At 66.7% G+C, this 15,464-nt stretch carries 17 protein-coding genes; 15 read left to right on the plus strand and 2 right to left on the minus strand.

The genetic code is table 11. From position 1 onward, the window contains the following. From ACTICP_RS13765 to leuA, 12 genes are all read left to right on the plus strand, one after another. Positions 1–737 (plus strand): heat-inducible transcriptional repressor HrcA (locus ACTICP_RS13765; RefSeq protein WP_441893288.1); only part of this gene is annotated, 737 nt, incomplete at its 5' end. Between the two features lie 34 nt (positions 738–771). Next, positions 772–1,884, plus strand: coding sequence for a molecular chaperone DnaJ (gene dnaJ / locus ACTICP_RS13770; protein ID WP_441893290.1), 1,113 nt, complete (start codon positions 772–774; stop codon positions 1,882–1,884). After that, complete coding sequence (locus ACTICP_RS13775) at positions 1,884–2,621, plus strand: 16S rRNA (uracil(1498)-N(3))-methyltransferase (RefSeq protein ID WP_441893292.1); 738 nt, start codon at positions 1,884–1,886, stop codon at positions 2,619–2,621. Before dnaJ ends, ACTICP_RS13775 begins: the two co-directional genes overlap by 1 nt. Positions 2,622–2,948: 327 nt before the next feature. Next, positions 2,949–3,260, plus strand: a complete 312-nt coding sequence (locus tag ACTICP_RS13780) for a GIY-YIG nuclease family protein (protein ID WP_441893294.1) — start codon at positions 2,949–2,951, stop codon at positions 3,258–3,260. A gap of 188 nt (positions 3,261–3,448) precedes the next feature. Beyond that, on the plus strand, positions 3,449–3,796 hold the full coding sequence (locus ACTICP_RS13785) for an HIT domain-containing protein (protein ID WP_441893296.1): 348 nt from the start codon (positions 3,449–3,451) through the stop codon (positions 3,794–3,796). Positions 3,797–3,848: 52 nt separating this feature from the next. Next, positions 3,849–4,877: a PhoH family protein gene (locus ACTICP_RS13790; protein ID WP_441893318.1), complete on the plus strand. Its 1,029-nt coding sequence runs from the start codon at positions 3,849–3,851 to the stop codon at positions 4,875–4,877. After that, the gene (gene ybeY, locus ACTICP_RS13795; protein WP_441893298.1) at positions 4,874–5,332 is read left to right on the plus strand and encodes an rRNA maturation RNase YbeY; all 459 of its coding nucleotides are present in this window, start codon (positions 4,874–4,876) and stop codon (positions 5,330–5,332) included. The genes ACTICP_RS13790 and ybeY overlap by 4 nt, the downstream gene beginning before the upstream one ends. Then, positions 5,329–6,603 (plus strand): hemolysin family protein, encoded by a 1,275-nt coding sequence (locus ACTICP_RS13800; protein ID WP_441893300.1) that lies wholly within the window; start codon positions 5,329–5,331, stop codon positions 6,601–6,603. The genes ybeY and ACTICP_RS13800 overlap by 4 nt, the downstream gene beginning before the upstream one ends. Continuing rightward, a complete protein-coding gene (gene era / locus ACTICP_RS13805; RefSeq protein ID WP_441893302.1) occupies positions 6,596–7,492 on the plus strand; it encodes a GTPase Era in 897 nt (298 codons plus the stop codon). Before ACTICP_RS13800 ends, era begins: the two co-directional genes overlap by 8 nt. 51 nt (positions 7,493–7,543) lie before the next feature. After that, positions 7,544–8,782, plus strand: coding sequence for a Fic family protein (locus ACTICP_RS13810; protein WP_441893304.1), 1,239 nt, complete (start codon positions 7,544–7,546; stop codon positions 8,780–8,782). Positions 8,783–8,822: 40 nt separating this feature from the next. Next, on the plus strand, positions 8,823–9,758 hold the full coding sequence (locus tag ACTICP_RS13815) for a quinone oxidoreductase family protein (protein WP_441893306.1): 936 nt from the start codon (positions 8,823–8,825) through the stop codon (positions 9,756–9,758). A gap of 167 nt (positions 9,759–9,925) precedes the next feature. Beyond that, a complete protein-coding gene (gene leuA / locus ACTICP_RS13820; protein ID WP_441893308.1) occupies positions 9,926–11,680 on the plus strand; it encodes a 2-isopropylmalate synthase in 1,755 nt (584 codons plus the stop codon). Positions 11,681–11,705: 25 nt separating this feature from the next. Here the strand turns inward: leuA and ACTICP_RS13825 are convergent, their stop codons facing one another. Next, entirely contained in the window at positions 11,706–12,392 is a 687-nt protein-coding gene (locus ACTICP_RS13825; protein ID WP_441893310.1) for a trimeric intracellular cation channel family protein, read from the minus strand. 36 nt (positions 12,393–12,428) lie between these two features. On the opposite strand from ACTICP_RS13825, the gene recO reads away from it, so the two are divergent. Together recO and ACTICP_RS13835 are read left to right on the plus strand one after the other, a co-directional pair. Continuing rightward, a complete protein-coding gene (recO, locus tag ACTICP_RS13830) occupies positions 12,429–13,172 on the plus strand; it encodes a DNA repair protein RecO (RefSeq protein WP_441893312.1) in 744 nt (247 codons plus the stop codon). Continuing rightward, positions 13,169–13,969: an isoprenyl transferase gene (locus ACTICP_RS13835; RefSeq protein WP_441893314.1), complete on the plus strand. Its 801-nt coding sequence runs from the start codon at positions 13,169–13,171 to the stop codon at positions 13,967–13,969. Before recO ends, ACTICP_RS13835 begins: the two co-directional genes overlap by 4 nt. 200 nt (positions 13,970–14,169) lie before the next feature. Here the strand turns inward: ACTICP_RS13835 and ACTICP_RS13840 are convergent, their stop codons facing one another. Beyond that, complete coding sequence (locus ACTICP_RS13840) at positions 14,170–14,730, minus strand: AAA family ATPase (RefSeq protein ID WP_441893316.1); 561 nt, start codon at positions 14,728–14,730, stop codon at positions 14,170–14,172. Between the two features lie 52 nt (positions 14,731–14,782). Here ACTICP_RS13840 and ACTICP_RS13845 point away from each other — a divergent pair. Next, a partial coding sequence (locus ACTICP_RS13845; RefSeq protein WP_441893320.1) for a DsbA family oxidoreductase occupies positions 14,783–15,464 on the plus strand: 682 nt, incomplete at its 3' end.

The following is a 15,464-nucleotide window of genomic DNA, read 5'->3' on the forward strand; positions in this document are numbered from 1 at the left end:
CCGATCTCGACGACCTGATGGCGCGCACCGTGCGGGTGCTCACCCAGGTGACCGGCCAGGTGGCTCTCGCCCAGTACCCGTCCTTCGCACGAGCGCACCTGACGCACATCGAGCTCGTCGCACTTGCCCCGAACCGCCTGCTGGTCGTCCTCGTGACAGACGCCGGCGGCGTCTCGCAGCGCATCGCCGCGCTGCCGGTCGACGTCGACGATGCTGACGTGGCCGTGCTGCGCGCGCGCCTTTCCTCCCTACTCACCGGCAAGACCGTCCGCGAGGCGACAGATCGGGTGCAGTCGCTCATCGACAGCATCGGCGGCTCGAACATCGAGCAGGCGATCACGCAGCTGGCCGGCATCATCCGCGAAGAACTGGCGGAGTTCCGGCAGGAGCGGCTCGTGATGGCGGGGGCGGCGACGCTCGCCCGTCGCGAGCAGGACTTCCGCGGCAGCATCCACCCCCTTCTCGAGGCGATCGAGGAGCAGGTGACGCTGCTGCGGCTGATGAGCGAGATGGTGACCGACGAGCACGGGCTGGCGGCGAGCATCGGCGCCGAGAACGAGGCGTTCGGGCTCCCGGAGGCCTCCATCGTCGCGAGCAATTACATGGCACCGGGCGGCACGGCCCGCGTCGGTGTGATGGGACCGACCCGAATGGACTATCCGAGCAACCTCGCGGCGGCACGGGCTGTGGCCCGTTATCTGTCGCGGTTGCTCGACGAAGATGAGGCGGGCCGCTGAGCGGCCCGCGGCAGAAGCACGCAGGAAGGTGATTGTGGCGGACCACTATGAGGTCCTCGGAGTGTCGCGAGACGCGTCGGCGGACGAGATCAAGAAGGCGTACCGGAAGCTCGCACGTCAACTGCACCCCGATGTGAATCCGGGTGAAGATGCGGCCGAGCAGTTCAAGCTCGTCACGCACGCCTATGACGTGCTGAGTGACGACGATTCCCGCCGTCGCTACGACATGGGCGGCGGAGACGGCGCCGCGGGCGATTTCGGCGGATTCGGCGGGTTCGGCGACATCTTCGAGACGTTTTTCGGCGCGGCTCAGGGCGGTGCCAGGGGCGGACGGCCGCGCTCGCGCAAGGAACGGGGCCAGGATGCCCTCGTGCGCGTCACCCTCGATCTCGGCGACGTCGTGTTCGGCGCTCACCGCGACATCGAGGTCGACACGGCCGTGCTGTGCCAGACCTGTCAGGGCTCGTGCACGCAGCCGGGCACCCAGCCGGTGACCTGCGACATCTGCCACGGCACCGGACACGTGCAGCGCCAGGTGCGGAGCCTGCTCGGCAACGTCGTCACCTCGCAGCCGTGCGGCAGCTGCCAGGGGTACGGCACCGTCATCCCGCATCCGTGCGGAACGTGCAACGGGCAGGGGCGCGTGCGCTCACGCCGCACGGTGTCACTGGACATCCCCGCCGGTGTCGAGACCGGCCTGCGCCTGCAGCTGCCCGGCTCCGGCGAGGTCGGCCAGGCCGGCGGCCCCAACGGCGACCTGTACGTCGAGGTGACCGTGTCTCCGCACGAGTCCTTCAACCGTGACGGCGACGACCTGCTCGCCACCCTCGAGGTATCGATGACAGATGCCATCCTCGGCACGGAGACCTCGATCGACGGCCTGGACGGCCATGTCGATCTCGAGATCCGGCCCGGCGTGCAGTCCGGCGACGTCCTGACCATCAAGGGTCGCGGCATCACACCGCTGCGCGGCAACCAGCGCGGCGACCTCCGTGTCGGCGTGCAGGTGGTGACCCCGACGAAACTCGACTCATCGCAGCGTTCGCTGATCGAGGACTTCGCCAAGAAGCAGAAGTCGCCCGGCCCTCAGCTCGCGCAGTTCCAGCAGGGGCTCTTCTCGAAGCTGCGAGACCGGTTCCGGCACTGATGGCCCTGCACTTCCTCGTCGACGGTTGCGGCGGTGCCGCGGTCGGCGACACCGTGTCGCTGTCGGGCCCGGAAGCCAAACACGCGGCCGTGGTCCGGCGCGTGCGGGTCGGGGAGTCGGTGACGGTCGGCGACGGCGGCGGCGTGTGGTTCGAGGGCACCGTGGCGGACGTCTCTGCGTCGCGCGTGGATGTGACGATCACCGCTCGTACGGCGGCGGAAGCTCCGGCAGCGCGGCTCGTGCTCGTGCAGGCTCTCGCCAAGGGCGATCGTGACGAGCTCGCGGTGCAGGCGTCGTGCGAACTCGGCGTGGATGAGGTCGTGCCGTGGCAGGCTTCCCGCAGCGTCTCCCGCTGGGAGGGCGCGAAAGCTGTCAAGGGCAGGGAGCGCTGGGCCACGATCGTCCGCGAGGCGGCGAAGCAGGCGCACCGAGCGTGGGTCCCGTCGGTCTCCGAACCCGTGACGAGCAAGCAGCTGCTCGCTCGAGCGGAGGGCGCGCGGATGCTGGTGCTGGATCCGACCGCGACGGCCCGGCTGTCTGAGGTGCGGGCGGATGCTGGGGCGGAGCAGGAGCTTCTGCTCATCGTGGGACCCGAGGGCGGCATCAGTCCGGAGGAGTTCGAGCGGTTCGAGGCCGCTGGAGCAGAGCGCGTGCGTCTCGGCGACACCGTGCTGCGCACATCCACGGCCGGCCCCGCCGCGATCGCCGTGCTTTCGGTGGCACTCGGGCGCTGGTAGCCCCGGGAGGCTTCGACTCCCTGCGGTCGCTCACCCCGTTTCGTCTCGCTGCGCTCGCTCAACGCCCCGCGGAGCCCGAGTCTCCGGTGTGGGGCGTTGGTAGGCCCGGAGGCTTCGACTGCCTGCGGTCGCTCACCCCGTTTCGTCTCGCTGCGCTCGCTCAACGCCCCGCGGAGCCCGAGTCTCCGGTGTGGGGCGTTGAGCGGAGGCGCGGAGCGCCGGAGACGAAACGGGCTGAGCGAGCGGAGCGAGTCGAAGCCTCCCCGTCACCGCCTCGTTCTCCACAGCCCCGTACGCCTCACCCCAGGCGCGGAGTACCGTGCAGCCATGGCTCACGCGTATATGCTTCGCTGCAGCGACGGCACGCTGTATGTCGGCAGCACGATCAACCTCGACGAACGGCTGGCGGCGCACCGAGCCGGTATGGGGGCCGAATACACGAAGCGCCGGTTGCCCGTCGAACTGTTCTGGTGCGGAGAGTTCGACCGCATCGACGACGCGTTCGCGTGGGAGAAACGACTCCAGGGGTGGAGCCATGCCAAACGGGTCGCGTTCGCGGAGGGCGGGCTCGAGGCCGTCGTCGGCTGGCAGTCGCGGCAGCGAAAGGCGAAGAGAGGCGGAGGCATCCCGCCGCGCTGAGGCTTCGACTCGCTCCGCTCGCTCAACCCGTTTCGTCTCGCTGCGCTCGCTCAACGACCGGGAGGCTCAACGATCGGGTGCCGCTCAACGACCGGGTGCCGCTCAACGACCGGGTGCCGCTCAACGGTCGGATGCGCTCAACGACCGGGATAGGGACGACGGAACCGGGCGCCGCATAGAATAGGTGTATGACCGAGCCTTCGATCTTCACGCGCATTCTCAACGGTGACATTCCCGGCGAGATCGTGGTCGATACCGATACGGTCTTCGCAATCCGCGATATCAATCCGCAGGCGCCGTTGCACGTGCTCGTCATCCCCAAGACAGAGCAGTATCGCGACGTCACAGAGCTGGCTGCGGGCGACCCCGCGCTGCTCGCCGAGATGGTCGCCGTCGCCAAGCAGCTCGCCGATGAGCACGCGAACGGCGAGTACCGTCTGATCTTCAACAACGGCCCCAGTGCGGGCCAGACCGTCTTCCACGTGCACGCCCACGTGCTCGGCAACATCGAGGAGAGCAAGCTCGTTGGCTTCTGACGATTCGAACACCCCGTCCGTGACGGAGCGCATCTACGCGGACGGCGTCGCCATGGTGCAGCTGCTCGGTCCGCAGGATCGCCTGCTCCGCATGCTCGAGAAGCAGCATCCTGAAGTCGAGGTCCTCGTCCGCGGCAATGAGGTCACGCTGACCGGTGAGCCGACCCTCGTCGCCGATGCGAAGGCACTGGTGGAGGAGCTGATCACCATCACCCGCGAGGGTGCGGATCTCGCGCCCGCCGACGTCGCGACCTCGGCGCGGATGCTGCGGCGTGAGGGCGGTCCGCGACCGAGCGAGGTGCTCGGCGAGGCGATCCTGTCCACGCGTGGAAAGGTCATCCGCCCAAAGACTCCCGGTCAGAAGGAGTACGTCGACGCGATGCAGGAGAACACGATCGTGTTCGGCATCGGCCCGGCCGGAACCGGGAAGACGTACCTCGCGATGGCCAAGGCCGTCCAGGCGCTGCAGCGCAAAGAGGTCGAGCGCATCATCCTCACCCGTCCGGCCGTCGAGGCGGGGGAGCGGCTGGGATTCCTGCCCGGCACGCTCACCGACAAGATCGACCCGTACCTGCGGCCGCTGTATGACGCACTCAACGAGATGATGGACCCCGAGGTCGTCCCTCGGTTGATGGCGACGGGCACGATCGAGGTCGCCCCGCTCGCGTACATGCGCGGACGCACGTTGAACAACTCCTTCGTGGTCCTCGACGAGGCGCAGAACACGACACCCGAGCAGATGAAGATGTTCCTCACCCGTCTCGGCTTCGACACCAAGATGGTGGTCACCGGTGACATCACGCAGGTCGACCTGCCGCAGGGAGCATCCGGTCTGCGGCTCGTCACCCGCGTGCTCAACGACATCGACGACATCCACTTCACGCGTCTGACCAGCGAAGACGTCGTTCGGCACTCGTTGGTGGGCCGCATCGTCGACGCGTACAGCGAGTACGACGAGCAGCGCACGGCGGCGCGTCATGAGCGCGAACAGGCTCACGAGTTCGCGAACCGGGCCGAACGGCGCACCGGAACGCGGCCGGGACCGAAGGATCGGATGCCGAAGCGAGGACACTCTTCATGATCGAGATCAACAACGAATCGGCCATCGACGTCGACGAGACGGTGCTGCAGCGGCTCACCGACTTCAACCTCGCCCAATTGCACGTCAGCCCGGATGCTGAGGTCGCGATCGTCCTCGTCGACGAGGCCGCCATGGAGGCCCTCCACGTGCAGTGGATGGATGAGCCCGGTCCGACGGACGTGCTCAGCTTCCCCATGGACGAGCTGCGCCCGGGGACCGAGGACCGCCCGACGCCTCCCGGGCTGCTGGGCGACATCGTGCTCTGCCCGCAGGTCGCCGAGGGACAGGCTCAGGCCGCCGGCCACGAGCTGATCGACGAACTGATCCTGCTGACCACGCACGGGCTGCTGCACCTGCTCGGCTTCGATCACGCAGAGCCCGAAGAGGAGCGTGAGATGTTCGGTCTGCAGAAGGACCTCATCGGCGGCTTCGCGCACGCTGAACGCACCCGATGACCGAGAGTCTCCTCCTGATCGCGGCCGTCCTACTGGTGGCCTTCGGCGGTCTCATGGCCGCCATCGACGCCGCCTACGGCGTCACATCCCGCGCCGACCTCGCCGAAATGGCGCTCGATGGCAGCAGATCCGAGGCACTCGACCGCATAGCGAACGACATGGACGCGCACGTGAATGCCGTCTCATTCATCCGCGTGCTCGTCGAGGTCACCGCCGCGGTGCTCGTCACCGTGGCGTTCACGATCCTGTTCTCGAACATCTGGTGGGCGATGCTCGCGGCCGCCGTCCTCATGACGGGCATCACGTTCGTGCTCGTGGGCGCGAGCCCGCGCACGGTCGGCCGGCAGCATGCCGACGGGATGATTCGCGGAACGGCATCCATCGTCCGCGGCGTGCGGATCATTCTGGGGCCGCTCGCGCAGGGGCTCGTCGTCCTCGGCAACCGCGTCACACCGGGTACCGGCCGCAGCTCGTTCACGAGTGAGGATCAGCTGCTCAGCATGGTCGATGAGGCGGCATCCAACGACCTCATCGAAGAGGACGACCGCGATCTCATCCACTCGGTGTTCGACTTCACCGATCAGTTCGTCCGCGCTGTGATGGTGCCGCGCACCGAGATGGTGACGGTGGATGCCGAGACCACGACCGAGCAGGCCATGTCGCTGTTCCTGAACCGGGGCGTGTCCCGTGTGCCCGTCGTCGACGACGATGCCGATGACGTGGTCGGAGTGCTGTATCTGAAAGACCTCGTGCAGTTCGCCTATCGCGATGATCTCGCGTGGCGGGAGGCGCCGATCCGGCCGATCGCACGGCCGGCAACGTTCGTGCCGGAATCGATGCGTGCCGAGACGCTTCTGCAGCAGATGAAGCAGGATGCCGTGCACGTCTGTCTCGTCATCGACGAGCACGGTGGGATCTCGGGCCTGGTGACCATGGAAGACCTCATCGAAGAGCTCGTCGGAGACATCTCGGACGAGTACGATCACGCGCCCACCGAAGTCGTCGATATGGGCGGTGGACGATTCCGCGTCAGCGCGCGGCTGTCGCTGGACGACGTCGGCGACCTGTTCGGCATCGAACTCGAGGACGAGGACGTCGACTCGATCGGAGGGCTGCTCGGCAAGGCCGTCGATCAGATCCCGCAGCCCGGGGTCACGGCGACGATCGACGGTCTCGTGCTCACCGGTGGCGCCTCACGCGGCCGAGGACGCGGCATTGCCACGGTGTTCGTCGAGCGGGTCGCGATGACAGAGGAGACAGAGGATGACTGAGCACTTCCGCAGCGGATTCGCGACGTTCGTCGGACGCCCCAACGTTGGCAAGTCGACGCTCACCAATGCGCTCGTCGGCGAGAAGATCGCCATCACCAGCGAGAAGCCCCAGACAACCAGGCGGGCGATCCGCGGCATCCTGAACCGCCCCGACGGGCAGCTCGTGATCGTCGACACCCCCGGCATCCACAGGCCGCGCACGTTGCTCGGTGAGCGCCTGAACGACCTCGTCGAGCAGGTGCTCGGCGACGTCGACCTCATCGGATTCTGCGTGCCGGCGACAGAGAAGATCGGCCCCGGCGACCGGCGTATCGCCGCATCGCTCGATGGCTATCCGCGCGCGAAGAAGATCGCGATCGTGACGAAGACAGACGTCGCCCAGCGCGACCAGATCACCGAGCGCCTCATCGAGGTCGATGCACTGCGTGAGGACTGGGATGCCGTCATCCCGCTGTCCGCGCTGATCGGTGAGCAACTCGATGTGCTCACCGACGAGATACTCGCCCTGATGCCGGAAGGGCCCGCGCTGTACCCGGAAGGCGTCGTCACGGACGAGTCGACCTCGGACCGCATCGCCGAGATGATCCGCGAGGCGGCACTGGACGGTGTGCGCGACGAGTTGCCGCACTCGATCGCCGTGGTCGTCGACGACATCGCACCGCGCGAGGACAGCGATCTCACCGACGTGCATGCCTCGATCGTCGTCGAACGCGACAGCCAGAAAGCGATCATCATCGGGCGCAAGGGCGCGCGCCTCGCCGACGTCGGCAAGCGGGCCAGAGTCGGGATCGAGGAACTGCTGGGCACGCGTGTGTTCCTCGGGCTGCATGTGAAGGTCGCCAAGGAGTGGCAGCGCGACCCCAAGCAGCTCGGACGATTGGGCTTCTGAACCTTCCGTTGTGTTAACACTTATAGTGAGAAGTGTTGGTACGATTGCGACATGACTGCACATCCGGAGGCGCTATCGGGCACCATCGATGTGCCGGTGCAGGCTCCAGAGGAACAGCACTGGGCACCGAAGCATCCCGAGATGTACTCGAGATCACAGGTGCGACGGCAGACGGGGGACTACGCGTCGTTCGTAACGACGCCGATCGTCGGATGGATCCCACATGTCGCCAACGAGGATGCCGCAGATCTTGAAGACGCATCGATCGCACTCATCGAGTTCGACCGTCACGCACTGCACAACCTCGGTTCGGACAGCCCGGCACTCGGGCCCATGTCGGCGATCCTCCTTCGTACGGAAAGCGCATCGAGCAGTCAGATCGAGCAGTTGACGACCACGGCGAAGCAACTGGCTCTCGCTGAGATCGATGAGGGCGCTAAGAAGAATGCCCTGAGCGTGATCGGGAACGTTCGCGCCATGGAGGCCGCGCTGCGACTCTCAGAGAACATCGACGTGAGCACCATCCTCGCCATGCACCGAGAGCTGTTGCGCGGAGACCGACTCCAATCGCGCGATGCCGGACGATTCCGCGATGAGGCGGTATGGATCGGCGGTGACGACGCCGGTCCCATCGGTGCCGAGTACATCGCGCCCCACCACAACCGAGTGAGGAATGCAGTCGATGACCTCGTCCAGTTCATGCAGCGTGTGGACATGACCTCGCTCCTGCAGGTCGCGGTCGCTCATGCGCAGTTCGAGACGATCCATCCGTTCGCCGACGGCAATGGCCGCACCGGTCGGGCGCTGGCGCAGGCCCTGCTGCGGAACAAGGGGCTGGCCGCGCACACTACCGTGCCGATCTCAACCGGACTGCTGGTCGACACGGAAAGCTACTTCTCCGCACTGAACGCATACCGAGCAGGCGATGCCGGACCCATCGTCCGGCGCTTCGCCGCTGCGGCGCGCTTCGCCGCTGTCACCGGACGGCGCCTCGTCGATGCTCTCAGCGCGCAGCTCGAGGAATCCCGCGAGAAGCTGACGGGGCTCCGGCCCCAATCCGCTGCTTGGCAGGTGCTTCCTCGGCTCATCGGCCAGCCGATCGTGAACGCCAAGTATCTGCAGACGACGCTCGGGCTGAACGCCGTCACCGCTACGCGTGCCCTGGACGCGCTCACCGATCGCGGCGTCCTCGTCGAGCGCACCGGATGGGCGCGCAACCGCGTCTGGCAGCACACCGGTGTCCTCGACGTGCTCGACGAGTACGCTGCCGGCATCCGCAGGGCCGGGTGAACAGATCGACCGAGTACGAGACCGACCGAAGGAGTGGAACATGGCGAAGCACTGGCTCGCGACATCGTGGGGGAGCCCCGACACCTGGGAGTTCGTCGAACACGAACCGTCATCACCCGGCCCCGGCGAGATCACCGTCCGCGTGCACGCCGCTGGTGTGAACCCCGCCGATGCCAAGCACGTCGCCGCGCCGCGTGACGGCGTCGAGCTGCCGGTTCCGATCGGGTACGAGGTTTCCGGCGTCGTCGCCGCCGTCGGACCCGACACCACGATCGGCTCGGGCGCGGTGGAGGTCGGCGACGACATCCTCGCGTTTCGCATCCGTGGCGGATACGCCGAGGAAGTGACCATCCCCGCCGAGAAGGCATTCCATAAGCCTGACGCGCTGTCGCATCCCGAGGCGTCGAATCTGCTGCTCGCCGGCACGACCGCGGCGCAGATGCTGGCGGTGACCGGAGCCGCATCAGGGGAGACCATTCTGTTGCACGGGGCATCCGGGGCCGTCGGCGTCAGTGTGCTGCAGCAGGCGGCGCTGCGCGGCATCCGCGTGATCGGCACCGCGAGCAGGGCCCGATTCGATGAGGTTCGGCGCTTCGGCGGAGAGCCGGTCGAGTACGGCGACGGGCTCGCCGAGCGGATCCGTGCGCTCACCGAGGATCCGATCTCCGCGGGTCTGGATGCCGTCGGCACCGACGAGGCCATCGACGTCTCGCTCGAACTGGTAGCCGACCGGTCGCGCATCGTCACGATCGCCGCCGCCGCGCGGGCTCAGGCAGAGGGAGTCCACTGGATCGTCGGCTCGCAGCCGGAGAGCACGCGGTTTCGCGACGAGGTGCGGGCGGGTCTCATCGATCTCGCCGCGCGGGGCCTGCTCGTCGTACCGATGGCGACCACCTATCCGCTCGGCCAGGCGCCGGAGGCACTGCGCTTCCTCGCGGAAGGGCACCCGGGCGGCAAGATCGCGCTCATTCCGTGATTTGGCGATCGTCGCGCACGCGGGTGTACGCTGAAGCCATGCCATTCGGCGGTCTGCTTCTTCTTAGCTGCCGCGACGAGTCCTCCAGCTAGGGCCTTCCTCGTCGCGGCGCTTGTGCTGGCCCGATCATTCTGACCCGATCAGTAGACGAAGAGAAGAAGCCCACCATGCATAATTCCCAGCGACCGTCCGCCATGCCGATCCACAAGTACCGGCCGTTCCACGAGCAGATCGCCGTCGACCTTCCCGACCGCACCTGGCCCACCAAGCGCATCACCGAAGCGCCCCGCTGGTGCGCCGTCGACCTGCGTGACGGGAACCAGGCCCTCATCGACCCGATGTCGCCGGAGCGCAAGCGCGTCATGTTCGAGCTGCTCGTGAGCATGGGCTACAAGGAGATCGAGGTCGGATTCCCCTCGGCGAGCCAGACCGACTTCGACTTCGTACGTCAGCTGATCGAAGAGGACCTCATCCCCGACGACGTCACCATCCAGGTGCTGACGCAGGCGCGCGAGCACCTGATCGAGCGGACCTACGAGTCGATCGCCGGCGCCAAGCAGGCCATCGTGCACCTGTACAACTCGACCAGCATCGTGCAGCGCGAGGTCGTGTTCCGCACCGACAAGCAGGGCATCATCGACATCGCTCTCGAGGGCGCTCGGCTGTGCCGCAAGTACGAGAAGACGGTGCCGGGTACCGCGGTCTTCTACGAGTACTCGCCGGAGTCGTACACGGGCACCGAGCTGGAGTTCGCCGTCGACATCTGCAACCAGGTGATCGAGATCTTCGAACCGACCGAGGACCGCAAGGTCATCATCAACCTGCCCGCCACTGTCGAGATGGCTTCTCCGAACGTCTATGCCGATTCGATCGAGTGGATGAGCCGCCACCTGAACCACCGCGAGAACATCATCCTGTCGCTGCACCCGCACAACGACCGGGGCACCGCCGTCGCCGCTGCCGAGCTCGGCTACATGGCCGGTGCCGACCGCATCGAGGGATGCCTGTTCGGCAACGGAGAGCGCACCGGAAACGTCGACCTGGTGGCGCTGGGCATCAACATGTTCACCCAGGGAATCGACCCGCAGATCGACTTCAGCGACATCGATCAGGTCAAGCGCACGGTCGAATACTGCAACCAGCTGCCCGTTCCCGAGCGCAGCCCGTGGGCCGGCGACCTCGTCTTCACCGCGTTCAGCGGGTCGCATCAAGATGCCATCAAGAAGGGCTTCGAGGCGATGGACGCTCGCGCGGCCACCGAAGGCAAGACCGTCGACGAGATCGAATGGGCGGTGCCGTACCTGCCGATCGATCCGAAGGACCTGGGTCGCTCGTACGAGGCCGTGATCCGCGTGAACTCGCAGTCCGGCAAGGGCGGAGTGGCGTACCTGCTGAAGACCGACCACGCGATCGACCTGCCCCGCAAGCTCCAGATCGAGTTCTCGGGCGTTGTGCAGTCCAAGACCGACACCGAGGGCGGCGAGGTCACCAGCGACCAGATCTGGTCCATCTTCAACGATGAGTACCTGCCCGCTGAGGACACCGATGCCAAGTGGGGCCGTTTCGAACTGCTCGCCACACAGATCCGCAGCGACATGTCCGGCGAGGTCATGCTCGATGTCACCGTCCGAGACGGCGAGGGCGAGCATGCCGTGACCGGGCAGGGCAACGGGCCGATCGCCGCGTTCGTGGAGGTGCTGCGCGGGCAGGGCTTCGAGGTCACCGTGTACGACTACGTCGAGCATGCGCTCAGCGCTGGCGGCGATGCGCAGGCCGCAGCCTACGTCGAACTGCAGGTGGACGACCAGCGGCTGTGGGGCGTCGGCATCGACGGTGACATCTCCACGGCATCCCTCAAGGCGATCGTATCGGGCGTCAATCGCGCGATCCGCACGCGCGAGAGCGAGCTGGCGGCCGTCTGACGATCAGTATCCCGATCGTGCGGCCTCAGGGCTTCACGATCGGGATGGCAGCCGTCTCCGCCGCCACCTTGCGGCGGTAGAGGCGGCGCTGCTCGGGCAGAGACAGGTCGAAGATCACCGCGAGCACTCGCACGATGGCCGTCACGATGATGCCGATCACGCTCGCGATCACGAGCCCGATGCCGAGGGCATGCAGGCTGACGATCACCGTGCACCCGAGAGCCGCGGCGACCGCGTAGAGCGACCCGACGTGCATGATCGCCACCGGCAGTCCCATGATGACGTCGCGCAGGATGCTGCCGCCGACGGCGGCGCACACGCCGATGAAGACCGCGGGCACCACGGGCAGACCCAGTCCGAGTGCCTTGCTGGTGCCAAAAGCGCCGAACATGCCGATGACGACCGCATCGAGGCCCACGATGATCCCGCTCGCACGGCTCAAGAGGCCGGCCAAGAGCATCCCGAAGAGGGCGGCACCGGCGGCGGTGACCAGATACCAGTTGTTCTGCAGCGTCGCCGGTGGTTGTCCGAGCAGGAGGTCGCGGATGAGACCTCCGCCCATTCCGATGAGGATGCCGATGATCATGACCCCGAGCAGGTCGAGTCTTCGCTGGCCTTGGAAACCGGAGGCGAACATCGCACCCTGGATGCCGCCGAGCCCGACGCCGAGCAGATCGGCCCAGAACGGAATGATGAAGAGCGGTTCGGTCACGGCTCCATTCTCACCCGGACGGAGGATAATCGAACAGTGCCCACCTATCGAGACGAAGCGGTGATCCTGCGCACCCACAAACTCGGTGAGGCGGATCGCATCGTCACCATGCTCTCGCGGCGCAACGGCAAGATCCGTGCGGTCGCGAAGGGTGTGCGGCGCACCTCGTCGAAGTTCGGCTCGCGTCTGGAGCCGTTCATGGTGGCGGATGTGCAGCTTTACCAGGGGCGTTCGCTCGACATCGTGCAGCAGGCGGAATCGCTCGGGGCGTACGGCAGCGAGATCGCCGCCCATTACGAGCGATTCACCTCCGCCAGTGCCATGGTCGAGACGGCCGATCGCCTGAACGACGCCGAGGCCACCCCAGAGCAGTATCTGCTGCTCGTCGGGGGACTGCGGGCTCTTTCGCGCGGCGAACACGCTGCACGCAGCATCCTCGATTCCTATCTTCTGCGGGTCATGGCGCTGTCGGGGTGGGCGCCGTCGCTGGAAGACTGCGCCCGGTGCGGCGCTCCGGGTCCGCATCGGAACTTCGTCGTGCAGCTGGGCGGGCTGGTGTGCGTGAACTGCGCGCCGGCCGGCAGCCCGCGCGTGGCCGAGTCGACGCTGGCTCTTCTGCGTTCGCTGATCCGCGGGGAATGGGATGCTGTGGACGCGGCTCCCGCATCGGATACGGCCGCAGCATCCGGGCTCGTCTCGGCCTACACGCAGTTCCATCTGGAGCGCGGCATCCGCTCGCTCGCGCACATCTCCGGTTCCGATCGGGAAGGAAGCCGTTGACCCCGAAGCCGTATACCCACAAAGATGCCGTCGCGTACCGTCCGCTGGACTGGACGGGCCTGTACCCGCCGAAGTTCGCGAAGGTGCCGGAGCATGTCGCCATCGTTATGGACGGCAACGGGCGGTGGGCGAACCGGCGGGGGCTGACACGCATCCAAGGGCACAAGGCGGGCGAAGAGGTGCTGCTCGACGTCGTCGCCGGTGCCATCCAAGCCGGGGTGAAGCACCTGTCGGTCTACGCGTTCTCGACCGAGAACTGGGCGCGCTCACCCGAGGAGGTGCGCTTTCTCATGGGCTACAACCGCGACGTGCTGCACCGCCGCCGCGACCAGCTCAATGAGTGGGGCGTGCGCGTGCGATGGGCCGGCCGCAAGCCGCGGCTGTGGGGCTCGGTCATCAAGGAGCTGCAGTACGCCGAGAAGCTCACCGCCGGAAACGACACCCTCACGCTGACGATGTGCGTGAACTACGGCGGGCGGGTCGAGCTCGTCGATGCCGTGCGCTCACTGGCCGCTGATGTGGCAGCCGGACGCGTGAAGCCGAACGCGATCAGCGAGAAGATGATCCGCCGGAACCTGTACGTGCCGGATATGCCAGACGTCGACTTATTCCTGCGGTCGTCGGGAGAGCAGCGCACCTCGAACTTCCTGCTGTGGCAATCGGCCTATGCCGAGATGGTGTTCCTCGACACGCTCTGGCCCGACTTCTCGCGCGAGGAGCTCTGGCGCGCGATCGGGATCTACGTGTCGCGCGACCGCCGCTTCGGCGGGGCGGTGGATGCTCCGGACCCAGCCTGAGGTTGAGGTTGAGGTTGAGGTTGAGGTTGAGGCTTCGTCTCGCTCCGCTCGCTCACCCCGTTTCGTCTCGCTCCGCTCGCTCACCCCGTTTCGTCTCGCTCCGCTCGCTCAACGCCCCGCGATTGCCGGGCGTTGAGCGGAGGCGCGGAGCGCCGGAGACGAAACGGATTGAGCGAGGAGCACAGCGACGAGTCGAAATCTCACTGTGCCGCGCGCAACCACCGCTCCGTCTCCCGCGGATGCCGCAACCGCACGACCGTGAGGTGCGGGAACTCGGCTTCGATGCGCGGCATCCGCTCGTCCCACTTGTGACGGGTGGCCTTCTGCCAGCGCATGATGTCGTTCTCACCGGTCCATGCCTCGCGGCTCCACAGCGTCGGCTCGACGTTGTCGTTCCACAGACGGGTGCGGAGGACTCGGCGCTTCAGCGTTCGGCGGAGGAGACGGCGACGGACGAGCTGGTACGGGTAGTCCAGCCAGGGGAGCAGGTCGGCACGCACCGGGAGGATCGAGTCTGTGCCCTTGCTGGTGTACTGCCACTCGGTGACCCAGCGCGAGGTCTCGGCGAATGCGCGGACGTCGTCGAGGAACTCCGGCCGGGGCGTCCAGTTCGGTCCATGATGCAGCGCATCGATCTCGTGGTGGACGAGATTCCAACGCTGTGCGACCCGTCGTGCGAGGGTCGTCTTCCCTGATCCGGTGACGCCGGCGATCAGCACTCGCTCGGGTGGGAAGGGCAGCGGATCGTCGGCGGTGAGCATCGGAAGATTCTATCCGCGGAATACGTCGGGCCCGTTCGGCGTTCCACCCGGAGTGAGCGAACCAATAAACATCGACATCTGGTCCGACATCGCCTGCCCGTGGTGCTACATCGGCAAGCGCAATCTTGAAGCAGGCCTGGCGTCCACAGCATCCGACGACGACGCCCCGCAGGTGAACATCACGTTCCATTCGTTCGAACTCTCGCCCGATACCCCGATCGACTTCGATGGCGACGAGATCGACTTTCTTGCCGGTCACAAGGGCATGCCGCGTGAGCAGATCACGCAGATGCTCGACAACGTCACCGGCGTCGCGAAGAGCGCTGGTCTCGAGTACCGGTTCGATCTGCTCAAGCACACGAACACAGTGAAGGCTCACGAGCTGCTGCATCACGCGAAGGCTGAGGGCCTTCAGTACGAGATGGAAGAGCGGCTGATGTCGGCCTACTTCACCGAGGGCAAGCACGTCGGGCGCATCGATGACCTCGTCGAGCTCGCGGTCGAGGTCGGGCTGGATGCCGACTCCACCCGCGACGCGTTGGACAACGACAAGTACCTTCCCGCGGTCCGCCAGGACCAGGCGCAGGCTCAGGCCTACGGCATCCAGGGCGTACCGTTCTTCGTTCTCGACGGGCAGTACGGTGTCTCCGGAGCCCAGCCGCCCGAGGCATTCGCGAACGTCGGGTCTGTCGGGAAGTTTGTGTGTGAGGGGTTCGGCGTGATCGGTTCGGCTT

The organism is Microbacterium sp. (genome assembly GCF_052102115.1).
GTDB lineage: Bacteria > Actinomycetota > Actinomycetes > Actinomycetales > Microbacteriaceae > Microbacterium.